Source organism: Aliinostoc maniaoense, assembly GCF_058172895.1.
This window is the reverse complement of record NZ_CP187952.1, coordinates 1,323,620-1,348,214: the sequence shown is the minus strand read 5'-3', so window position 1 is coordinate 1,348,214 and position 24,595 is coordinate 1,323,620. Positions and strand designations below refer to the sequence as shown.

15 protein-coding genes are annotated in these 24,595 nt (G+C 37.6%); 8 read left to right on the top strand and 7 right to left on the bottom strand.

What is annotated here, in order from left to right; translation table 11 throughout:
• The first annotated feature begins 1 nt into the window (after position 1).
• The 6 genes from ACPZ3T_RS05960 (at position 2) to ACPZ3T_RS05935 (ending at position 5,896) form a co-directional block, all read left to right on the top strand.
• Entirely contained in the window at positions 2–877 is an 876-nt protein-coding gene (locus tag ACPZ3T_RS05960) for a 3'(2'),5'-bisphosphate nucleotidase CysQ family protein (protein ID WP_490274326.1), read from the top strand.
• 189 nt (positions 878–1,066) lie between these two features.
• Positions 1,067–1,378, top strand: a complete 312-nt coding sequence (rbp, locus tag ACPZ3T_RS05955) for an RNA-binding regulator (protein ID WP_490274324.1) — start codon at positions 1,067–1,069, stop codon at positions 1,376–1,378.
• A 122-nt stretch (positions 1,379–1,500) separates the two neighbouring features.
• On the top strand, positions 1,501–1,695 hold the full coding sequence (gene rpsU / locus ACPZ3T_RS05950) for a 30S ribosomal protein S21 (protein ID WP_103137440.1): 195 nt from the start codon (positions 1,501–1,503) through the stop codon (positions 1,693–1,695).
• Between the two features lie 195 nt (positions 1,696–1,890).
• Positions 1,891–2,655 (top strand): hypothetical protein, encoded by a 765-nt coding sequence (locus tag ACPZ3T_RS05945; protein WP_490274322.1) that lies wholly within the window; start codon positions 1,891–1,893, stop codon positions 2,653–2,655.
• Positions 2,656–3,494: 839 nt separating this feature from the next.
• Entirely contained in the window at positions 3,495–4,208 is a 714-nt protein-coding gene (locus tag ACPZ3T_RS05940) for a hypothetical protein (protein WP_490274320.1), read from the top strand.
• A gap of 56 nt (positions 4,209–4,264) precedes the next feature.
• The gene (locus tag ACPZ3T_RS05935; RefSeq protein WP_490274318.1) at positions 4,265–5,896 is read left to right on the top strand and encodes an NAD(P)-binding domain-containing protein; all 1,632 of its coding nucleotides are present in this window, start codon (positions 4,265–4,267) and stop codon (positions 5,894–5,896) included.
• A 25-nt stretch (positions 5,897–5,921) separates the two neighbouring features.
• Here the strand turns inward: ACPZ3T_RS05935 and ACPZ3T_RS05930 are convergent, their stop codons facing one another.
• Both ACPZ3T_RS05930 and ACPZ3T_RS05925 read right to left on the bottom strand, forming a co-directional pair.
• Positions 5,922–11,612 (bottom strand): trifunctional serine/threonine-protein kinase/ATP-binding protein/sensor histidine kinase, encoded by a 5,691-nt coding sequence (locus ACPZ3T_RS05930; protein ID WP_490274316.1) that lies wholly within the window; start codon positions 11,610–11,612, stop codon positions 5,922–5,924.
• 290 nt (positions 11,613–11,902) lie between these two features.
• Positions 11,903–14,878: a pentapeptide repeat-containing protein gene (locus ACPZ3T_RS05925; protein ID WP_490274314.1), complete on the bottom strand. Its 2,976-nt coding sequence runs from the start codon at positions 14,876–14,878 to the stop codon at positions 11,903–11,905.
• A 95-nt stretch (positions 14,879–14,973) separates the two neighbouring features.
• Between ACPZ3T_RS05925 and ACPZ3T_RS05920 the strand changes: the two genes are divergently transcribed.
• Positions 14,974–16,749 carry a DUF3685 domain-containing protein gene (locus tag ACPZ3T_RS05920; RefSeq protein WP_490274312.1) on the top strand — a complete coding sequence of 592 codons (1,776 nt, stop codon included), beginning with the start codon at positions 14,974–14,976 and terminating at the stop codon, positions 16,747–16,749.
• A gap of 240 nt (positions 16,750–16,989) precedes the next feature.
• Here the strand turns inward: ACPZ3T_RS05920 and ACPZ3T_RS05915 are convergent, their stop codons facing one another.
• The 3 genes from ACPZ3T_RS05915 to ACPZ3T_RS05905 form a co-directional block, all read right to left on the bottom strand.
• Positions 16,990–17,376 (bottom strand): DUF423 domain-containing protein, encoded by a 387-nt coding sequence (locus tag ACPZ3T_RS05915; protein ID WP_490274310.1) that lies wholly within the window; start codon positions 17,374–17,376, stop codon positions 16,990–16,992.
• 210 nt (positions 17,377–17,586) lie between these two features.
• On the bottom strand, positions 17,587–18,075 hold the full coding sequence (locus ACPZ3T_RS05910) for a hypothetical protein (RefSeq protein ID WP_490274308.1): 489 nt from the start codon (positions 18,073–18,075) through the stop codon (positions 17,587–17,589).
• A gap of 274 nt (positions 18,076–18,349) precedes the next feature.
• Positions 18,350–19,618 (bottom strand): FG-GAP repeat domain-containing protein, encoded by a 1,269-nt coding sequence (locus ACPZ3T_RS05905; protein WP_490274306.1) that lies wholly within the window; start codon positions 19,616–19,618, stop codon positions 18,350–18,352.
• 821 nt (positions 19,619–20,439) lie between these two features.
• On the opposite strand from ACPZ3T_RS05905, the gene ACPZ3T_RS05900 reads away from it, so the two are divergent.
• On the top strand, positions 20,440–21,756 hold the full coding sequence (locus ACPZ3T_RS05900; protein WP_490274304.1) for an aminopeptidase P N-terminal domain-containing protein: 1,317 nt from the start codon (positions 20,440–20,442) through the stop codon (positions 21,754–21,756).
• Positions 21,757–22,506: 750 nt separating this feature from the next.
• Here ACPZ3T_RS05900 and rppB read toward each other — a convergent pair.
• Complete coding sequence (rppB, locus tag ACPZ3T_RS05895) at positions 22,507–23,844, bottom strand: two-component system sensor histidine kinase RppB (RefSeq protein ID WP_490274302.1); 1,338 nt, start codon at positions 23,842–23,844, stop codon at positions 22,507–22,509.
• Positions 23,831–24,535, bottom strand: coding sequence for a two-component system response regulator RppA (gene rppA / locus ACPZ3T_RS05890; protein WP_490274300.1), 705 nt, complete (start codon positions 24,533–24,535; stop codon positions 23,831–23,833). The genes rppB and rppA overlap by 14 nt, the downstream gene beginning before the upstream one ends.
• Positions 24,536–24,595 lie beyond the last annotated feature (60 nt).

Below are 24,595 nucleotides of genomic sequence, written 5' to 3'. Positions count from 1 at the left end.
CATGAAAGACTTACAAGAAATACTAGCGATCGCTCGTACTGTCGGTTGGGGTGCAGCAGATATCTTACAATCTTATGAGCAAGGCACAGCTACACACCCTGATCTAGATGTGCAGTTTAAACAAAATGAACCCGTCACCGTGGCTGATGTGGCTGTCAGTCAATACATTCTCCACACCCTACAAACAGCCTTGGGTAACGAAAATTTTACCTACATCAGCGAAGAAACCTATCAACCTCCACTCCCCCAAAATCCCTCTACATCTGACTGGGTATGGATTATTGATCCTCTAGATGGTACGCGTGATTTTATCGACAAAACCGGAGATTATGCCGTTCACATTGCTTTAGTCAAAGCACATAGACCAGTCTTAGCAGTAGTTGCACTCCCAGCCAAAAATAAATTGTACTACGCTACTCAAGGCGGCGGCACATTTGTAGAAACCCGTAACGGTGCTGTGCCTCAACAAATCATATTTAGTAACAACACCAAACCCATAGAAGATTTAATCTTAGTTGTCAGTCGCTCCCACCGCAATCAAAGCTTAGAATATCTCTTGGAAAACTTGCCCTTGCGCCATCACAAAGCCGTGGGTAGCGTCGGTTGTAAAATTGCCACCATTCTCGAACAACAAGCAGACATTTACATTTCCCTTTCTGGCAAAACAGCCCCCAAAGATTGGGACATGGCAGCACCGGAACTGATTTTGACAGAAGCTGGTGGACAATTTACCCATTTCAATGGTAATATGCTACAGTACAACACTGGCGATATTAATCAATGGGGTGGTTTACTCGCTAGCAGTAGTCAGCATCACAATATTCTCTGTCAACAAGCAGCAAAAATATTAGAGCAGCTAGCAAATACCTCAAATTAGGTGTAACTCCTGATCATCAACTGCTCTCAACTTCGCTTTTCTGTTAGATACTTCCTCAGAGCCAATATTTAGTCGCTGTGCTATCCTGGTGAATATAAGAATTATTTTCGGTTGAGTAACACCTTTTGATTTCTAAAAAGCGTCTCTCCGAATTTAACTCTCTACACTTGTTCAATTCGGAGACATTATATGTCAATTTACATCGGTAACTTGTCCTATCAAGTTACAGAGGATGACCTAAAGCGCGCCTTTGCCGATTATGGGAAGGTAAACCGCGTTCAGTTACCAACTGACCGTGAAACAGGTCGTCCTCGCGGTTTTGCCTTTGTGGAAATGGAAACAGAGGCAGAAGAAAGTGCCGCCATTGAAGCCCTTGATGGTGCTGAATGGATGGGACGCGATTTAAAAGTTAATAAAGCTAAACCCCGTGAAGAAAGAAGTTCTTCCCGTGGTGGTGGCGGCGGTTGGGGTAATAACAACCGTGGTGGTCGCCGTTACTAGAGATTTTTTCTAGACAATAAACTTCAGAGTCTCCAGCAGATAAAGCCAAAGGCTCGACGCTGCTGGAATATTTTTTTGTCTCCAGTCCTCAACTATTCATCCACACATAAGGAGGAATGAGAATGACACAAGTAGTTTTAGGGGAGAACGAAGGCATTGATTCAGCATTACGGAGATTTAAACGGGAAGTTTCCAAAGCGGGAATTTTCCAAGACATGAGAAAGAAGCGTCACTTCGAGACTCCTTTAGAAAAAGAAAAACGTAAAGCAGTTGCTAGACATAAGCAAAATCATCGAAATCGCTCTCGCTACAGGTAAGCTGCATATCTTTTACACAAGCATCTATTAACAGAATAGTCTGAATAGCTTTAGATAAGCACGAACCTAGAACCCCAGTTTCTTCCAGAAATTGGGGTTCTTTGCACAACATTACTAATAATTCCTGTACACTACACACAAGTTATTGTAAATACATTATAAGAATATAGGCTGTTTATTTAGGTTTTTAAGAAAATGTTGCGTGTTTATCATTTGCTTATAGGTGCTGTTTTATTAATTATTGTGCCAGTAGGAGCTAGATTTGTTTTACCCCAATTTTCGGAGAATAAAACAACAACACCAACCCCAAGTGTTACTTCTAGCAGCACCACACAAACGAAACCCAAAGTTAAAACAGAAAATATTTGGCAAAAAATCTTAGGTGATACTAGCGTTCCCGATGGTTGGCAAGTTGCACCATGTCAGGACAATGGAGCTTTGCTGTGTGTATCTGCTCAAGGCCAACGTTTGGGTACAGTAGAAATTCAGACTTACCCGGTTACAAATAATCCAGAATTTCAAAAGCATTTACAGGAATCAGGCATTCCCTTGGGTTCTCCAGTCAACTACCAAAATCAAGAATATCAAGTTAAAGCCATCAAAGCTTTGCAAAGTTGGGTTGCAGACTTTTATACTAACCTAGTTAAAAACCCTCCGGGTGCTGATAGTGGTAAAGTTATTGTTTCCACCTATCCCCCCCAACAAGTAACTATAGGTAAGCTTCCTGGTATCCGCTACGGTTTTGTGGCACTCAAGACTGATGGGGGAGTACAACAGCAGCAGATTAGCCATGTTACTTATGATGGCACAAAGTTGTATGTGATAAGTACATCTTTTGCCCCCGGTGCAGGTGGGGGTAAGTTCGCCAAGCTGGAGAATTTGGCAGTCTTTCAACCATATTTATATGCGATCGCGCAAAATTTAAACTTACCTGTGCAGAGTTCAGACAAACAACCCTAAGCCACTAATCTCAAACAACACAACTCTGATTGCTTAATTAAGCATTTTTCTAAGCAATCAGCATATTTTTTCATACCTACTAGTTTTCAGGTTAAATGGACACTTTTGTGTATTAATTAAAGTGTTTACATCAAAAAACATAATTTTACATCAATCTATAGTATGAGATTAGGCTGTATAAAGCTTAAATTTTGCATACTTATAATATTTATTACATATAAAAATTTCCTTGTTTGACATTTTAGTTAGGCTAGACAAGCATATTTATCGTTTTTTTCGCAAAATATACTTATTTTTAGCAAATTACAGTCTTTTTTTACACTATTTATTATGTCATCATTGCATGACATTTTTGTAATATTACTTGACGATACAGTTACATAAAGCACAAAAATTACCATTAAAGATTTTTGTCTAAGTAATATTACTAGTTAGCTGAAAAAATAAAGATTTTCTTAATGTTTTGAATTTCGATCTATGATTGAGAAAGAAAATACAGAATTTAATCCTGCGTAATAATATTGAACTTTCAGACCCAAAATCGGTATAATTTAAAACAAAGTATAATTTTATTTTTAAATAGTTAAATAGTTAAATAAAAATACAGTTATTTTTTTAACGAAAATATTAAAAAATACTTACATAGGTTCACTTACGCATAGAGTTAAAACCTAGTTAAAAAGAATATGAGATAGCAGCATACTACTTAATATGGAATATTTTTTGTTGCTGCACCTACTCATAAATTGTTTTTAATTATGTGTTTACTCATAAAGTGAATTGTGTCAGGATATTTAGCCCAAATTTAACCATTGCAATCACAATATTTGGTGGTCAAAATGAAAGAAGTTCTAGAATTAGTTGAAAAAAGAAAAGAAGAGTTTGCTAAGTTACCATTATTTGAATTTTTGCGAGATACAAATATAGATCCAATGCAAAGACTTAGTTGGGTTTCCTGCGTAGCTCCGTTTGCAATGGGGTTTGGGGATTTAAATAAATACGATCTACGGAAAGAACCGACCAATGATCCTATTCAAGCAATAATCAACAAACATACCTATGAAGATGATCATCACTGGGCATGGTTTTTAGAAGATATTGAAAAATTAGGCTTGAATTATTCAATGAAGTTTAGTGATGCCATGAGATTTTTTTGGGGTGAAGAAACCAAGAAAACACGTCAGATATGTCACCAGATTGCACTATATACTTTTCAAGCAGAACCAGTAGTTGTACTAGCAGCACTTGAAGCAATAGAGGCAACTGGAAATGTAGCTTTATCTGCCACTGCAAAAGCATCAGAAGAACTCAAGCAAACAACTCGTAAAAATTATCGCTATTTCGGTTCATATCATTTAGATGTGGAAACTGGCCATACTACTGGAACAGATAATATAGAGCAGTTTATTGCCAGCATAGAGTTAACTCAAGAACAAAAAGATAAAGCAATTGAAATAGTAGAAAAAGTCTTTGAAGTATTCACTGCATCTGTGCATGAAATGATGGCTTATGCAGAAAAGCAGCATAGCAATCAAATTTTGGTAGCAAAATAAGTACGCTAATTCTTCCCTTAATCGAGGCCTTTCATTCAACTCAGATTATGCCAAGTATGAATTTAGTCGCAGAATTAGAATATTTAATCATCGGTGCTGGGCCTGCTGGATTGCAACTTGGCTATTACCTTGCAAAATCTCATCGTAATTACATGATTTTAGAAGCAGGTGATAGCCCAGGAACTTTCTTTAAAAAGTTTCCTCGGCATCAAAAATTGATTTCGATTAATAAGGTATATACTGGCTGTAATGATCCAGAAGTTAACTTACGATGGGATTGGAACTCTTTGCTAAGTGATAGCGAAGATATGCGATTTAAGAATTACACTAAAGAGTATTTTCCGCATACAGACGCTTTAGTAGACTATCTTGGTGATTTTGCAACACACTTTAAGCTCAATATTAAATATGGCTGTAAAGTGGTCAAAATTAGTAAAGATGATAAATTCTTTGTTGTAGACAATAATGATAACGTTTATTGTGCAGAACGTCTCATTATTGCCACTGGTGTTTCTAAGCCGTATATACCATCTATACCAGGAATAGAACTAGCAGAAAACTATGTCGATGTATCCATAAATCCAGAAGATTTTATTAATCAAAAAGTTCTCATTATTGGTAAAGGGAACTCTGGATTTGAAACTGCTGATAATCTGATTGGAACAGCATCATTGATCCACATAGCTAGTCCAACTCCCCTATCTATGGCGTGGACTACAAAGTATGTAGGCAATCTTCGAGCAGTTAATAATAATTTTCTAGATACATATCAGTTAAAATCACAGAATGCTGTTCTGGATGCAACAATCAACAAAATAGAGCATCAAAATGGCCAGTTTAAAGTGTCTTTTTCCTATACTCATGCTCATGGGGAGGAGGAAGATTTAGTATATGATCGCGTTATTGTTTGTACTGGATTCCGTTTTGATGATTCTATTTTTGATGAGTCATGCAGACCAGACTTAACTATCAATAACCGCTTTCCAGCACAAACTAGCGAATGGGAGTCTAGCAATATAAAAGACTTATATTTCGTTGGAGTGCTAACTCATATGCGAGACTACAAAGAGAAGCAATCTGGCTTTATACATGGTTTTCGCTATAATGTCCGCTCACTACACCAAATATTAGAGTATAAATACCATCATCAGGAGCTACCATATCAAAGATTGAATCTTAACTCTGAAGCTTTGACTAGGGCTATTTTGCAACGAGTTAATACAAGTTCAGGATTATGGCAACAAACTGGGTTTTTATGTGATCTCATCATCATTTCAGAAAAAGACAAGGTTGCAAAATATTATCAAGAACTTCCTAAAGACTACATACATGATAGTGAGTGTGGTCTATCTGACCACTACTATACAGTCTCATTAGAGTTTGGATATGATGTCCAAAAAATGCCTGATCCTTTTGCTATTACTCGTGTCCATAAAGATGATATTCAAAACGCTGCACAAAGTGCTTTTATCCATCCTGTGATTAGGCGTTTTTGTGGTAATACCTTGGTTGCAGAACACCACGTTCTTGAAGACTTAGCCTCTGAATGGTTAGAAGATGTACACATTTTACCGATGTTGCAATTCTTTGATATTCAATTATTACAAGCAGAATATCTAGAGCCTAGCTTATCAAAAGATAATGAACTAAAACAATATACTGAGGTAGTGAGTTTCATTGCAGTTTAATCTGGATAAAGCACAGTCAAATGAATTAGGATTGATGGGTGGGAATCTCAATAATAAACTCTGTTCCTTGCCCTAAAATCGAGTTACAGTTCAACATACCCTGGTGTTTTTCCACAATGATTTGATAACTGATTGATAATCCTAACCCTGTACCACTTCCTACTGGTTTAGTGGTAAAAAATGGGTCAAAGATTTTCTTCTGTACTGCTCCTGTCATACCAGAGCCATTATCGGCAATCAGTATTCTTACTTTATCAGTACCTATTATTTCAGTGCAAATACGAATTATGGGATTAGAAAATTGAGTGTTTTCTAATCCTATTTTTATATCTAAAAATTTATTTTCTAAAGCATCAATCGCATTAGTAACAATATTCATAAATACCTGGTTTAATTGACTAGCATAACAACTGATTTGAGGTAGTTGTGCATATTCTTTAATGATTGTGATTTCAGGATGATCACTATTTTTCTTGAGCCGATGCCGCAAAATCATCAAAGTGTTGTCTATACCTTCATGAATATCTACAGGTTTCATCTTTGATTCATCCAGACGGGAGAAGTTGCGTAAACCCAAGATGATATTACGAATGCGTGAACTTCCAACTTTCATAGAATCGAGGATTTTAGGTAAATCTTCTGTGATAAAATCTAAGTCAATTTCAGCTAATTTTTGATTAACTGAAGGCAAATTATCAGGACATTCTTGCTGATAGATAGCTAGTAAGCTTAGTAAATCTTGCACATATTCATTAACATAAAGAATATTTCCATGAATAAAATTAATAGGATTATTAATTTCATGGGCAATTCCTGCTATCATTTGCCCTAATGAAGACATTTTTTCACTTTGGATTAATTGGGTTTGTGCCAATTTTAGTTTTTGTAGAGTTTGTTGCAGGTGTTGGTTCTTGTCGTTAATTTCCTGGGTTCTTGCTGCTACTTTTTCTTCTAGACTATGGCTGTATTCCTCTAGGCAGTGATTCACTTGCTCTAAATTGTTGTACAATATAGCGTTCTCTAGAGAGATAGCAGCTTGAGTGGTAAGAAGTTTCAAAACTTCTACGCGATCGCGTGTAAACGCTCCTATTGTCAGATCATTCTCAAGGTAAAGAATCCCTAATAATTTACCTTGATGAATAATGGGGATACACAAAATACTCTGGGGTTGTTCACGAATAATATAGCGATCGCCTGCGAGGAAAGCAACGGTATCAGCATCATCAGTGACAAAGATTTCTAAAGAGCGTTTAACATAGTTAATTAAAGTAATTGGTAGATCATTACTAGACTCCAAACAAGTTGATGGAAATTGTGTAGAGATAGGTGTAAAAGTTTGACTAGAACTAACTGCAATCACCTTTAAGTGCAAAGTTTCTCCTTCACTCAAAACTAGAGCAGATTTAGATGCTCCAGCATTCTCCATCACAACCTGCATCAATTTAGACAATAGTTGTTCCATCTCAATTTCTCCAGATAGTGCTTGAGATGCTTTGAAAACAGATGCTAAATCCAGAGAATCTGAAATACTTGTTCTAGAACCAATAATTGTGGAGGGATGAGTTCTATTGGAGATAGATTGATAAGTAGAAGAAGTAATTTGATTACTCAATTGTGAGCTAAGTTGTTCTTGTTGGAGTATGGGTGTAAGTAGTTGGGGATAGCGTTTTATCAAATCATCTACTTTGGTTTTTGCTCCCCAACGACTATAGCCATAGTAAGCTTCAGTTAGATAGCTTTGGGCAATCTTTTCTTTACCCCATTCTAAATAAAATTTGGCTGCAAGTTCATTAGCTAGAGCTTCTTCATGAATGTATTCATTTTCTTTGGCAAGGTTAATGGCACGATCATAATAATCTATGGCTTCGAGATATTGACCGATAACACGATATTTTTCAGCTTCTACTAAATAAAATTTATGTAAGTAATTCATTGGGGCATGATGCGCCCATGTTTGCATTTTTGCTTGATTAGCTAATACCTTTTCTATGATGTGCTGTTGTTCCCATTCTTGTTTATCAAAATAAACCCCCAGTTTCACTAATGAATCATAGAAATAGAACAAAGGAACAACTACCTTTCCGATACCGCCATGTAGATACTGTTCTATTCTTGCAGCATTATCTATCGCTTGAGGATAATCGGTAAAAAGATAGCAGATTTGCATCTTACAGAAATAAAAATACAGAAGTGCAATTCCATCATTAGCTTCAATATGGAGTGGTAATATTTCGCTCTCATCATAAGCGTTACCAATTAACTTGCATGAGTCTTTAACAGTTTCTTTCAAATTTAAGACTGTCTGCTGATATATTTTATGCCAATAGAATATTCTTTCTTGTTTAATTTGTTTTATACAATTTGTATAAACATCCATTTTACGAGCAAGTTCGGTGAGTTCTTCACCTATAAAATAAGCATGACAGGAGCAGGCATAAAGGCTATAAGCGGCAAACTCTAAATCTCCTATTTCTAGAGCATGAGAGTAAACTTCTAACAAAGGTTTTAATGTTTCTCTGATATGTTCTCTTCCTGGTCTGATCAGTTGGTTAAATGTTTCAAGCACCTTGACATTTACTTCTTTAGCAGTGAATTTAGACAAAAGACTTTCAGCTAATTTACCAAATTGATAACCTAATTCAATATCTCCTAATACATTACAGAGCATTAACGCATAAGCAACATAGGCGAAAGCAGACAAAGGTGCATTCCCATTTTTAAGTGATAAATTGACTTGCTTTAAAACAATCAAAGGGAAAAGTTGAGGAACAGCTTGATAGGCAAGAGCGATCGCACTTGATAAAATACTCATTATTGCCAATGGTTCTGCCTCGGTCATTTCTGGTAAATTAATTAAATCTCGAATCTCTCTACCATTCATATTTGCTGTTGTTTCTGCTATCGCTAGCTGAATATCAGACTGACTAGGATTTTCAGGAAACTCTATCCCCAATAATTGCAAAAATCCTAGTGCTGTATTGACAGCCTCTAATGCTTGATTCTGCGCTCCATAGGCTTGAATTTTAATTTCATAAACTTTTACTTTCTCCAGAAGTGTTTTAGCTTCTAACAACACAACCTCAAATAATTGCTCCATCTGCTTAAAGTCACCAGCCAAATAAGCTGCTTCTGCTGCTGTTTCGTGCAATGCTAGAGCTAGTTCATATTTTGTTTTCCAAGTAGTATCTGAAAGGATTTCAATCCCAGTCTTTAAATATTTCAATGCTGCTGCATAAGCTGTCGATGCCAAAGCTTTACGTCCAGCTATTAAATTCATCTTGGCTAGTTCATCACGTTGAATTGTATCTGTGATTAATTCCACTGCCATATTTAACTGATTGACTAGCTCGAAAATTTTTTCTTCCTGTTGATCAACTGGAATATTCTTTAATAGTAGTTGCCCAATTTTTAAATGAATTTGCTGGCGTTTAGTTTCAGGAATTAAAAAGTAAGCAGCTTGCTGGACACGATCATGAATGAATTTATATTTAGGTGGTTTTAAGTTTCTGCCTGGTAATTTCACAGGAGATTGTTTAGCAGAAATATCAGATATATCCTGATCATTTTGAAATAATTTATATAGCTCTGTCTGAGGTAATATGATGCCTTCATGTAATGCCTTCCAGATATCAGATGCTGTATCTACTACTGATTTTTCATGGACGATCGCCAAAGTTTTTAAATCAAATTCATTGCCAATACAAGCGGCTAGCTTCAGTACATTTTGCGTCATTATCGGCAGCTTTTCGATTTGCAATGCCATCAATTCTACAACATCATTTGTCAAGGCTAATTCTTTAATTTTGTCAAGATTATACTGCCAATATCCTAAATCAAAATTAAATTTAATCATGCTTTCTTGATGTAAGAAAGTCAAAAATTGGGTAGTAAAAAAAGGATTACCCTTGGTTTTAGCAAACACGATTTGACTGAGAGGTACAGCTACTTCTTCTGGACAGCATAGAGTATCAGCAATGAAAACATTTAAATTATTTTGATTTAAAGGTGCTATATCGATGTAATTAATTACAGTTCCGGTTTTAGCGATTTCTTGTATGGTTAAATATAAGGGATGTGTCTGGGGAACTTCATTACTACGATATGCGCCAATTAGTAGTAAGCCTCCCTCGGTTTGATCATTATTTTCTGTTGCCTTATCTTGCCACGGTTCTCCATCAAAAATGGGTGTCCATACATTTTCTGTAATTTGATGTTCCAAGTCAGCCAAGTTTTCTTGAACTTTATTATTTTGACTCATTAAGAACTGCAAAAATTTTAAAGAAGCATGATCAGCCCATTGCAAATCATCAATAAATATCACTAAGGGATGAGCTTTATTATGAAATAACCGAATAAATCTTTGTAATAAGAGATTAAATCTATTTTGAATAGCAACACCAGAGAGTTCAGGGACTGGTGGCTGTTTACCAATAATTTGCTCTAATTCAGGAATGATATCAATAATTACCTGAGCTTGTTCACCTAAAGCTGATAGAATCTTACTGCGCCATTGCTGAAGTTGAGCATCATTTTCTAACAGTATTTGTCCAATTAAATCCTGAAAAGCTTGCACTAATCCTGATAGGGGAATATCACGTTGAAATTGGTCAAATTTTCCTTTGATAAAATAACTCTGCTGCCGAAGAATGGGTTTGTGAATCTCGTTGACTACAGCAGTTTTACCAATACCAGAAAATCCTGCTACTAATACAATTTCTGTTGTTCCCCTGGTTACACGCTCAAAAGTTGTTAGTAAAGTGGCAACTTCTTGTTGACGGCCATAAAGTTTTTCAGGGATGAGAAAACGATCGCAAATATCTTTGAGTCCCAATTGAAAGGAGGAAATCTTACCTGTCTGTTGCCATTCCTGATAGCATATTTCTAGGTCATGTTTGATGCCATAGGCACTTTGATACCTGTCTTCAGCATTTTTAGCCATGAGTTTCATGACAATATCTGCAAGTATTGGCGGAATATTTTTCTTAGTTTCTAAACTTGGTGGTTGCTTGGCAATGTGAGAGTAAACTAACTCCATTGAGTCAATAGAATTGAAGGGTAAATGTCCACTGAGAAGTTCATAAAATGTCACACCCAAAGCATAGAAATCGCTACGGTAATCAATACCTCTATTCATCCTGCCGGTTTGTTCAGGGGATATATAAGCTAGTGTCCCTTCTAAGACATTGGGATTAGTGAATTGTTGGATTTCTCTGGGTAGGAGAGTAGCAATACTAAAGTCAATTAGTCTGATTTCTAGAGTGTTGGGGTGAATGAGAATATTGGCGGGTTTGATGTCTTTATGGATAATGCGATCGCGGTGTAATTCTTCTAAGATAGATACTATAGCTATAGCAATAGGAAAAAATTCCCTGAGAGTTAAAATATATTCTTCTTGGCTTTTATTTTGTTCAACCCAATCTTGGAGTGAGATACCACCAAAGTCCTCCATGATTAAGGCATAACCATGACGATAGTTTTCTAAACTAATAGGTTTAACTATCCCTGCAATTTCTAAATTTTTGGTAATTGTGTACTGATTACGGAATTGAGCAATTTCATTGAAGGTAGGATACTCATTCCGCATCAATTTGATGACGACTGGCTTTTTATCTTGTTCTCTCACACCTCGATAAACGAGGGTTTTGCCACCACAATAAACCTGTTCTGTAATCCGATATCCAGAGATAGGAAAAAATGTATCTGATAATACTAGCATTGCAGGGACTTTTTACTTTAGCTTGATTGATTTACTTTAGTATTCCCCCTAATTTCATCTTATCCCCATATTTTTTTTATAAAATGCTTATTTTAATCAAAAAATACTCACTAATATTGTCATCAGTAATTTAACGCAATTAGCTGTAAACTTACTATTTATTTATCCATAAAAACACTGAATATAATGACGGTTAACAGATAAGTAGGGTGTGTTAGCGATAGCGTAACGCACCACTAACGGTTTTCTGTGCTTGATTGATAACTGATAATTGTTAAATGCTCGATAGCTTATGAATTATGAAAGTAATCATTAAAAACTGTTTCATCATCAGCATCTGCATCAAAATTTGTAGATAACATGAGTTCACCTTCTACACTTTCAATAGTGCCGATATGATTCTGATTTTCCCAAACTTCTGTCTGATCTGTATTCTGATCAATCTGCAAATGTGATTGCTGTGATAATAAAACTCTCAATGCTTGAAATTGTTCTAAGGAAAATATAGCACCTTGAAATTGAGCGGCTTCTCTATCAGCTTCACTGATGATAGCATCAGATAAACAACTATTAGTGAAATTAACATTGTCAATATTGACATCTGTGAGATTTGCACCAGTCAAATTTGCACCAGTCAAGTTTGCATCACTAAGATTTGCACCAGTCAAATTTGCACCAGTTAAATTTGCATCACTAAGATTTACACCAGCCAAATTTGCATCAGTTAAATTTGCACCATTTAATACAGCATTAGCTAAATTTGTCTGCTCAAAATTTGCACCAGCTAACATGATGTGAGCTAAAGAAGCTCCTGCAAGATTGATTCCTGCTAGGGAGTCAGAATAAATACGCTCAATAACATTCCTGCCTAGAAATGTTGCTTTTGCTAACAGCATGAGCATGGCTTCAGGATAAAATTCGGGTATATCATCCTGATTGCCACAGGGAGAAAAAGTAATTTGAATTTCCTTGTGAATATGGGCTAATAATAAAAATATATTGATACCAACATAGTTATTTATCCGCTCCACATTTACAGGATTTTCGAGTTTGTGGAAATAAGATAAAGCAGTATGGGCAATACCTTCATCTAACCAACGCCCTTGATAGTAAGTGCGCCAAAAAGATTCCAGGCGTTGAATGAGAACTTGCCAAGAAAAATCAGTTTCAGGTTGATGGCGTAAACTAGCGATCGCTAATTTGATGATTTCTGGAGTTAGAATACCATAACCGAGTAACTTATATAGATGCTGGGCAACATCCCTAGGCGCATCAATTACAAAATTCTGTGTACCATAAATATCTGTTTGGCATTGCGTCAACATTTGTAATTGAGTCGCTACCGCCTCAGCGCAGAGATATGTCCCTAAGCTGGGGTGAGAGAAGGCAATGGTTTCGGTATTGGACACAACTGCTTCTCTACTTCCCTGCTGCCTGTGAAAATAAAATGCAGGTAAGTTAGTTTTTGGGGTTGATTCTAGGGTAATGTAATAGCGATCGCTGTGTAAAATTTGCAGAGAGATTGTTTGTATTTGCTCAATGATCTCTTGGGGATGATCACCCGCTAGTAAATTAGCGATCGCTTCTTGTGTACGATGAATATGCGCCCATCCTGAACGCTGTAGGCTACTGTGAATATTACTACTTACGGGATAACCTAACAACCATTGTTGCAGACGACGATAAATTTCCCATAATAAAGAGGAATTAGCATTTGGTTGAGTCTGAGCTAACTGCAATATACCATCATCTAGTAACCCATCCCGATGTAAAACCCCCAATAGATAAAGCATCAATGGTTGATGTACCAAAGCTGAGAGTGCTGGTAACTGAGATTTACGAGCAAATAAACCTGCTTGTTTTAAAAACGTAAAAAAGTTTTGGGCAACGGGTAATGATTGGACTAATGTCCATTGTTGAAACCATTGTTTGAGTTCATTGGTTTTTAACGGCTCAATATTAATTTGTCGCCATTGTAGGAGTATTTCTGAAGCTAATTGTTGCACAGTTGTTGGGCGACTAGTTAACACAATTTTATGTTGATGTTGAGCCTCAAATTGCATTAACTGTTGCATGAAAGCTCTCTTTGTGTTTTGACTAGTAGGAGGTAATTCATCCAGTCCATCTAATAGCAAAACACAGCGAGGATGATCTTGTGTTAACCAACTGCCAAGATGAGTATGTTGATTAAATCCAAAACCAGAATTGAGAGTTTCAATCAAATTCTGGCTATATTTAATATCCCGCAACCGAATTACAATTGGCATCCAGGCGGGGTAAAGTTCTCGTGCTACTTCTGCCGCCCACATCTGACAGAAACTAGTTTTACCATAACCAGGTTCTGATACAATCACAGCGATCGTTTGTAAATCCTTTAACTGTTCCTGTAGCCATGTTTTTAAATCCACTGGTTGTTGATCATTACCTGTTTGTGGTACACCCGCCAAGGGAACATAAATATCTTTTAAAGCAAAAGACTCTATCAGTAACGGTGTACTCAAACTTTGCCACAAACTAGCACGATAATTTTCTCGATGTAAATCAATATTATCTGCTACTACCCTAGACAATTCTGAAGTGTGAATATCACTAGGTGTCCCCAACTGGAAAAATTTTTGTAGTTGTGCCAAAGCTAAAGCATTCTGAGCAATGACTGATAGTAAATATCCAGGAAGGGAGTGTGTTAACCGTTGAGTGAATAGTTTTGCTTCTAACTCCTCTGCACCATTAGCCATGAACCAAGCAACGGTAGCATGATTCATTTGTTGTACTAATAATGAGTCTGCCACCAAAGACAAAGCTTGTTCAGTTTGGGTATCTGTTAATTTACCGGGAGAGAGGGTTTTTAATAATCCTTGGAGTCCCATATCTGCAAGCATGGGTGTAGACAAGGGTATCTTGGCACGGTTGAGCCAAGGTCTTTGCAGAACGCTTTCTTGATGTAAAACTTGTTTTAGAGCTAGCAAATAGGCAATTTGAAAAGCTAGCCATGTACCTTCGTTGCGTTTTAAAGCTTTTTTTTGGCTGAAACTACGTAACAGACTTGTGGTTAATAAAGCGATGACAGTGATTTCTTCGGCAACAGTATCTAAAGGCAGTGCTAAAACCTCAGCTAGAGTACAAATATCCAACGGTATTAGGCTTTTAAGCTCCATATCCTGGACAATACGATCAGCAATACCTGCTAATTGCCCGACTGCCAAATGAGGAATGTTACTAATTGTTACCTGGCGTTCTGCCAACCAATGCCTAATACTCAGGTTCATTTAATTACATTGTTAACTGCTGCCTATGCCAATTATTATCCATTTATCAGGGTACGAAAACAGGAGACAATGGGGAGGAGTATTTTGAATTACTTATGAGCGATCGCCCTTTAAAAATTATCTTAGTTGATTCAGACCCTATCTTCCGCTTGGGACTAAGGGTAGCCTTAGAGGCTATGCCTAACATAGAAATAGTATCAGAAGCCGACACAGATACGGCTGTTTTGCAAACTTTAGCACAACTAGCTCAACAAGACCCCAACCAAGTGAATTTGGTAATTTTGGAATTGGGTGATACTTGCTCACTACCATCTCAAGAACAAGGTTTACAACTAATTCAGCAACTAAAAGCCTCCTATCCCAGACTACCGATTTTCATCTTCAGTTCTGTACAAACACCAGGCATAATCATGACAGCCAAAGCTTTTGGTGCAGATGGTTACTGTCCTAAAGGTACACCTGTGGCGGAATTGGTGACAGCAATAACAGAGGTAGCTAATGGTAATTCCTATTGGTTAGAAACAAGCACCAGTGTTGAATTAAACCCTGCCCCTCAGACTCTAGCAGCACCCTTACCCTTGGCAAAGTGGCGATACAATTTGCATTCATCAGGAATTAGTTATATTGAAACTACTTTAAAAGCAGTTACAGCCCAATTACAAATCCCTGGTTTACCAATTTTAGATAGAGCAATTTTAGCTGGACAACGGCGAGAACTTTTAGCCGCTCGTTGGTTGCTCAATCAATTATTATTAGCACCCCAAGAAAAACCACAACCCCAACCAGAAGTTATTCCCTCAGTCCCAGCACCACTACCTATATTACCCGCACCTAGTAGTAATATTATCACCTCAGAGGGAGAAGGAATATTCACTACAGCCCCATTATTAAGTCCGAGAATCCTGCAATCTACTTTGTTTGCATCTTGTATCAATAAACTGCAATTTTCCTTAAAAAATGTTTCGGAAATTCCCTTAGAAATTGATATCTTTCGTGAAGATAGGAAACGGGAATTACTTTATTTAATTCTGCAAAAATTATCTCAGCAATTAGATGATTTACGTGAAGCCAAAATCACCCTGAATCAGCTATTAGAATTACAACCGATAATTTTAAAAGATTTATGGCAAGCTACAGTTACAGAGTTTTTTGGCAGATTTTCTAGACTCAAACTAGGCAACCGCCAGATAGAAATTGTGAATATTCTTCTGCAAAACTCATTAGTAGTTGAAACTGCGATTCTGAATAAAATTCCGTTGGTAGATGAATTATTATCTTATCTATTATTTCAGAGAGATTTACAAATAGATAACACCTCTTATCCCGCCGGGAGTTCAGAAGCTAAATTCCAAGCGGAAATCATCCTCGAAAACTTGTTAATTCAAGTTGCCAATGCTGTAGTACAACCGTTACTCAACTCTTTTGCAGATGTAGAACAAATAAAAAAAGACTTTTACGATCGCAAATTAATATCCACACGAGAAATTGAAAGATTTAGAAATGATTTATCCTGGAAATATCGTTTCTATAATTATATCAAAGAAGCCCAAGAGATTTTTGAAAGTCGCTACGAATTATTTTTATTTGCTCCTCGTGGTATTGCCACAATTTCCGTTTATGCACCGCGAAATCAAGAATTAGCAAAACTTTCTGGGATTCCTCTACTAGTAACATTAACCTTAGAATTTCGTGATGCGATCGCACCCAGGTTACAATCACTATTCTCTTTCTTAGGTAGTGGTATTGTCTTCGTACTCACGCAAATCATTGGTCGCGGTTTAGGTTTAATCGGACGCGGTATCATTCAAGGTATTGGTAGTGTCTCTTTCTCAGAAAAGAACTTCAAGCGCAACAATGACAAAAGTAGGTAATTCGTAATTCGTAATTCGTAATTCGTAATTCGTAATTCGTAATTTGTAATTTGTAATACCGCTATGCGGAAGCAAGCTAAGTAATTCTTAATGGACTTTGCCCGCTACCCATAGGAGTTACGCAACTGGCATGATGTAGGGTGTGTGACGCTGGGAAAGTATCTAAACGTAGTCATAAGACTTATAGCGTCACGCACCAACGGTTGATTTTGACACTTACCTAATTCGTGTTTTCAAAATTTATAATTTAAAATTTATATTCCAGGCAGCGATCGCCAAAGCAATCCAACCGAGAATAAAAGCTACACCACCGAAGGGTGTAATTGCACCTAATATTTTTATACCAGTTAAGCTCAGAGCATACAAACTGCCCGAAAAAATCACGATACCGATGATAAAAAGCCAGCCACTAGCCATCAAAGTAATTGGAGGCGATGGTGTGCGGCTCATTAAAACAGCTACTAGCAACAAAGCCAGAGCATGATACATTTGATAGCGAACACCAACATCAAAAATTTCCAGCGATCGCTCACTAATCGTTTCCCGTAGTGCATGAGAACCGAAAGCACCAGCCACAACCGACAAACCGCCTAAAATGGCAGCTACACTCAAAAAAATCTGGGTCATTATAATTCGTAATTCGTAATTCGTAATTCGTAATTCTCGCAAAGCGAGTTCGCGGAGCGTTACGCAGTAAAGCAAGCTACGTAATTTAGAGGGTTTGAGTTAACCTCTAAACTAAAACTCCCTTGTCTCCCTTGTCTCCCTTGTCTCACCCTGCTCCCTGCCCCCTGCTCCCCTGCCCCCTGCTCCCCTACACCCCTCCAATCCCCGCTATTACAAATCAAAATGATATGATACCGATCCTTCCTCACTGACTTTAAAATTGGCGTTAAATTCTTGAGCTTTTTCATCTAAATATTTTCTGGCTACTGTTGCAGGTAGTTGTGACTGCATGGCAAAGCCTAAAACAGTGATGCGTCCATCATTATTTTGAATCATGTCATAAAAAACTGACTGTAGGCGATCGCTTAATTGCTGCTGAAGGGCTTTTTTCTCATTTTTACTTTGCAGGTATAACCCCCAACCCAGCCATGAACCTAAAATTAGGCTGGGAACGCCAAAAATTATGCCTTGGGTAGCTGTAGCATTTAATAAAGATGCTCTTGGTCTATTAAAATATTCTTGTACCAATTCCTGATTTTCACCAGGGGAAATTGGTTTGAACATAGCATTTCTTTCTACTATCGCAGAGACAGATGTTGTCAAAAATGCGAATCCGAGTGTTAATAGCCAACCAGCAGCTAGCTTTTGGGCAGTCTTCATAATTCCACTTCAGATTAAAACCTTGTCTGTGATTTTAACCTTGCTATCAGGAAAATAGGGAGTAGAGACCGGACTTTTCACGTTATGTGGAAAAGTTAACGCAAAACCTAACCCCCTTCCCTACCAACGTAGAGACGTTTCATGAAACGTCTCTACATCATTTATTTGGCGATTTGGCGCAACTTCGTAGAGAATAGGAAGTGAGAACAGGAAATCAGAAAAAATCCAACAAACTTAATTTCCTATTCCCCTAACCCTATTCCCTAACTGATTATCAGCCGGTGTACCATTCTGGAGTTAAAGAATTAGCAACAGGTGTTTCAACTACTGTAGTGCCATCTTGGTTAAACAGCCAGACTGTGTCTGTACCTACCGCTTGATTACGCCAGTATACGTCTGTTCTGCCATCACCGTTGTAATCACCGAGGTATGGAGCTGTTCCAGGAGCAGAGCTGCTGAGGAAAGCTTCACCGCTAACGGTTGCACCATTCATCAACCAAGCTGTGTTAGCTCCGGTGGTTTCATTGTGCCACAGGATGTCTGTCTTGCCATCGCCATTGAAGTCACCAATGTTGGCTTTCCATGATGAGTCAAGAGTATTGAGAGCAGTTTCAGTTACAAGAGGCCCAATACCGGGAAGAACTTCCATTGTCCAAATTTTGTTTTCGCCGGTGGTGGTGTCGCGCCAGAGAATATCTGTTTTGAAGTCTCCGTTGAAGTCGCCTAGGGTGTAAGACCAAGATGAACCTACTTGTGATTGTAGATTAGACTTGGTGGCTTGTGCGCCATCCATAAACCAAACACTGTTTTCACCCGTGACAGCATCACGCCAGAAGACATCACTCTTACCGTTACCGTCGAAATCAACAATAGTAGGAGTCAAACCCAAACCTGTTGTTTCTAGAACGTTGGCACTAACAACTGTTGTACCATCCATAGTCCAAACAGCGTTTTCGCCGGTGGTAGCATTATGCCAGAAGATATCTGTTTTGCGATCGCCGTTGAAATCACCAATCTTAGCATCCCAACCTGGATCAACTCTGTCTAGATAAACAAAGTTAGCAACTCTAGTCCCATCCATTAATGCAATAGCATTTTCACCTGTAGCGTTATTACGCAACAAGAAATCAGTCCTACCATCACTATTGAAATCAGCAATTTTATAACTCCAAGTGGTTAGATCATATTGACCTAAAGACGCTTCTTGGATAGTTGTTGCACCATCCATGAGGCGGACAACAATCTCACCTGTTTGAGTATTGACCCAAATTTTATCTGTTTTACCGTCAGCATTAAAATCAGGTGTAATAGCCGCACTAGTTAAGTAAGGATTAGGGTTGGGGTTAGTACTAATAATGGGAATGGGAAGTTGGGGAATTAAGTCTAATGGTGATGATTCAGAAGACGAGCCATTATTCCCCGTGGGTAATGAGATATCAAAAGCAGACTTACCTACAGGAGAATTTGCTAATTCACCTGATTTTTGCAAAGATATATTAAACGCATTAGCGACTTTCTGGTTGAAATCTGTTCCGCTAGACATAGTTTGTTTTTATGACTGGTTGCTATCAAAGTTTTAACTCTTTGCCCAAGATAAATTCTGTCTTTAAAAAACATTTTTCGGAAAAATATATTTCAGCGATAAACATTTGTTTTTTCTAAAAATCATCCTTTGTAGACATCTTAAATTTTCCCTGACTTTCAAAGGAAAATAATGTTTATTTATTGAACTTTTGATGATTATTTTTAGTGAAATATGTCATTAATTACAAATATTTCCAGTTATTTTGTATCTGGCTACAGCAAAAGAATAAAGTCTAATGTATCTGCTAGTTAACCGTTAACTCTGAACGAGAATAATATTTTATGAAACCACCATTTTGGATACTATATATTTGCTCAATAAATGTTTAATAGTAACAGACACACCTATATAAGAATCAGATTTGATTTCTGAAAAAATTTAAGTATATGTAGGGGAGGCAAATTCCAGTGTGGATTTTCCTCCTGCAATATTGCCGTTGTGTTAGGCGTAAGCCGTAACGCACCAAAGGCCTTGGTGCTGTATGAATAAAAAATGAGTAAATCTCATCAAAGTCAACACCCCGCCCGAACGGTACTTATACCAATTCTCTATGAAGTTGCGCCAAATAAATGATGTAGAGACGTTGCATGCAACGTCTCTACAGTACAGAATAAAGTGCATCTATGGCTACGCCAGGCAAGCTACATCAAGAAACGGTATTAGTGAAGGAGAAATCAAGATTGGCTAGAATAACTTAGACTAGTAACTCAGCTTTCATTAATAGCTTAGTTGCTATTGAAAGTGTAAAATTATACTATAAATCGCCAATAGATTCAGCTATGCAATTAGAATATCGGCAGCGTCGTGAGCAGTTAATGGCCAAAATTGGTAATGGTACAGCTATTTTTCGTAGTGCGCCAATGGCAGTAATGCACAACGATGTCGAATACAATTATCGTCAAGATAGTGATTTTTTCTACCTGACTGGGTTTAATGAACCGGAAGCTGTAGCCGTCTTAGCACCCCATCATCAAGAACATCGTTTTATATTGTTCGTGCAACCGAAGGAAAGAGAAAAAGAAGTTTGGACTGGTTATCGTTGTGGGGTAGATGCTGCCAAAGAATTGTATGGTGCAGATGAAGCTTACCCCATCACCGAATTAGATGAGAAATTACCCCAGTATTTAGAAAAAGCCGATCGCATTTACTATCATTTAGGACGCGATCGCACTTTTAACGATAAAATCCTCAATCATTACCAAAGTTTACTGCGGAGTTATCCCAAGCGGGGTACAGGGCCAATTGCCATTGAAGATACTTGCACTGTCCTGCACAGCATGAGACTCATCAAAAGCGAACCAGAATTAGAGATGATGCGTCAAGCAGCTGCGATCGCTATTGAAGCACATAATCAAGCAATGGCGATCGCTAAACCTGGACGTTATGAATATGAAATTCAAGCGGAGATAGAACGCATCTTTCGTTTGCGGGGTGGGATGGGGCCTGCTTATCCTTCCATTGTCGCTTCTGGTGTGAATGCCTGTGTCCTCCACTACATTGAAAATCACCGCCAAATGCAGGACAATGAACTGCTACTAATTGATGCTGGTTGTGCCTATAGTTATTACAACTCTGATATAACTAGGACATTTCCCGTAGGTGGTAAGTTTACACCAGAGCAGAAAGCGTTATATGAGATTGTCTTAGAAGCACAAAAACAGGCGATCGCGCAAGTCCAACCAGGTAATACTTTTAGCTCAGTTCATGAGACTGCTGTGCGTGTTTTAACTGAGGGTTTAGTGGAATTGGGTATCCTCAAAGGTGAAATTGATCAACTAATTGAGGAAGAGAAATACAAACCCTACTATATGCACCGTACCAGCCATTGGCTAGGTTTGGATGTCCATGATGTCGGTGTATATCAACATGGTGAAGATAAACCCCAGATTTTGCAACCAGGACAAGTGTTAACAGTAGAACCGGGTATTTATATTGTCCCAGATACCAAACTCGCCGAAGACCAACCAGCCACACATCCCCGTTGGGTAGGAATCGGGATTCGCATTGAAGATGATGTGTTAGTCACAGCCACAGGACATGAAGTGTTAACGGCTGGTGTGCCGAAATCAGTCGATGAAGTAGAAAGAGTGAACTAATCTTCATTTTCATACTAAGTTGCTTTCCGATGTGATGAAGTAAAACCCCAGAACTGGGAATTTCTGGGGTTGATAACCTGACCACCTCTACTTTTATAGTTTAAAAAACATAGTAAATTTCACATTTCATCAGACTTAAATCTGTAATTTTTGTCTAAACAAAACAAAATAATCTTTGTTTATTTTGCTATTTAAAAAAGTTTAAATCAAGTCTAGATTTACTGGCATATTAACAGATATATTGCATCTAATTTGGGCAATTATAGACATTTTATCTTTAATAATCGCTTAATTTTAGAAACTTAAATGAGTAAACTTTAGCAAAAATAAAGATAAAATTGGCTGATTTATGTCTGTTTTGCCCTATAAAACTACTTGTTTTATCATTCTGATTAATCAAAAATAAAAACATCATGATAAACACATGATTGTAGCCCATTAAAGTGACAGAAAACCTCACAAATGTCTGCCTAGGCAGGCATTTTTTATTTTTGTAGCTCTAGCGTCTCGTTAGAGACGCTACCGCGTTCGCCATTCGCGTTAGCATCTCTGTTCGCGCAGCGTCCCGGAGGGAAAGAGAAGGCATTCTCGGAGAGTAACCGCAGGGTATTTTGAATTTTGAATTGATTTATTTAAGTAAGTCGGTGCAATAAAACCAAACTATGTGAAGAAAAGTAAATAAGGCTCAAACTCTTTCTCCCCCTGCTCCCTGCCCCCTGCCTTATTCCAACAATAATTATTTACGCCGACCTACTTATGGGGTAGCTTAATAGTAAAAATACTACCTTGACCTAATTGACTCTGCACATTTATACTACCGTGATGAGCTTGAACAATTGCTTGAGCGATCGCTAGTCCTAATCCAGAACCGCCAGTGCTACGAGAGCGATCGCTATTCACGCGATAAAATCGATCAAAAATCCGCGATAATTCTGACTGAGGAATCCCAATCCCTGTATCTTGAATTTCTATCACAGCATATTGTTCACTACGGGTTAAAATAACCGTGACTTCACTTCCTGATGGTGTGTATTGTATAGCATTGATAATTAAGTTAGAAATCAAACGATAAAGTTGGTCTTGATTACCAATAATATTTACAGGCTTCGTCACCAGAATATCAGATTTGAGGGTGATATCTGCTGCAATTGCTAATGCTGCAAACTCCTCGATTAAATCGCTAACGATATCATTTAAACAACAAATATCATAACTGATTTTTACAGGTTGACGGTCTAAGCGAGACAATAATAATAAATCAGCTACCAGATTAGTCAGACGTTGATTTTGACGTTGGATAGTTTGTAGAATCTCTAGTGACTCTAATTCATCTAATTGTGGCATTAAAAGTGCTGATTCAACAGTAGCTTGAGTTGCTGCTAAAGGTGTGCGTAATTCGTGGGCTACATCGGCTGTAAATTGCTGAATTTGTCTATAGGATTTATAAATTGGTTGCATTGCTAAACCTGCTAACCACCAACTAGCAAAACCAACTACACCGATAACAATTGGCGAACCCAAGACTAAAGTTAGTTTAACTGCATCTAAATAATTACTGAAATCTTCAATACTCCGCCCGACTTGAATGTAACCCCAATCACGATTATTTTGGGTGTGTAACGTCAAGGAAATCTGATGATAAATTTTACCTTTGCTATCTTTGAGAGTTTGCCATAATTCACCCTGAAATTGTGGTGATAGCCCTTCTGGATAACTCCCGGCTGTAGCAAATAAGTTGCCAGAATTATCAAAAAAACGTACATAATAATGGTCTTGATGAATAGCACTGAGGGTATGACGTTGAGAATTTATCGGCTCAGAAATACATTTTTTTCCTAGTATGCAAATATTGGGTAAAAGGATTTTTATAACTGGTTCTAGTTGACCAGGTTGTTTTAATTTTAATTCGATACTATCATGTAATGTTCCCGCTACTGATTCTATTTCTTGGTCTAATGTCATCCAATGAGCATGAGACACAGCTTTATAGATACCAATTCCACACAGAGTTAAAATCAGAGCCATCACCAGTGCATACCACACCGCCAAACGTAAACGGGTACGCTGAAATAATCTATTTTGTTTCATGAGTGAGATTCAGTCTATATCCCAGTCCATGTAATGTTTCAATCATATTTTGATAGCCACTATTAGCTAATTTACGACGTAATAACCTGACTTGTGCTGCCACTACGTTACTAACAGGCTCGGCGTTAACTTCCCATAGTTGATAGCGAAGTTGTTCAGAAGTAACGATGTAATTGGGATGTTTCATAAAATATTCTAACAGTTGAAACTCTTTATTAGTTAAGGCAATCTCTTGTTTATTTCCTGCGGTATTTTTAGTGATGACTTTACTATTACTATAATCTAGAGTCAGATTTCCTAAAGTTAATTCTTGGGGCTGAAATTGCGGCGATCTCCTTTGCAAAGCCCGCAGTCTTGCTAACAATTCTGCCATACCAAAAGGTTTGACTAAATAATCATCAGCACCCGCATCTAACCCAGCAACTTTATCTTCCATACTGTCTTTAGCTGTCAGCATTAATACAGGCAGAGGATTACGGCAAGAACGCAATTTTTTGCATAATTCTAAACCAGAAATCCCCGGAATCATCCAATCAAAAATGGCTAATGTGTACTGTGTCCAGCTATTTTCCAGATATGCCCACGCCTCATCACCATTCATTACCCAATCAACCAAATATTTCTGTTGGGTAAGAGTGCGCTTAATAGCATTACCTAAATCTGGTTCATCCTCAACTAATAAAATTCGCATAAAAATTATCGATCAAAAATTTAATTAATTTTATTAATAAATAAATTTCTTGTAGAGACG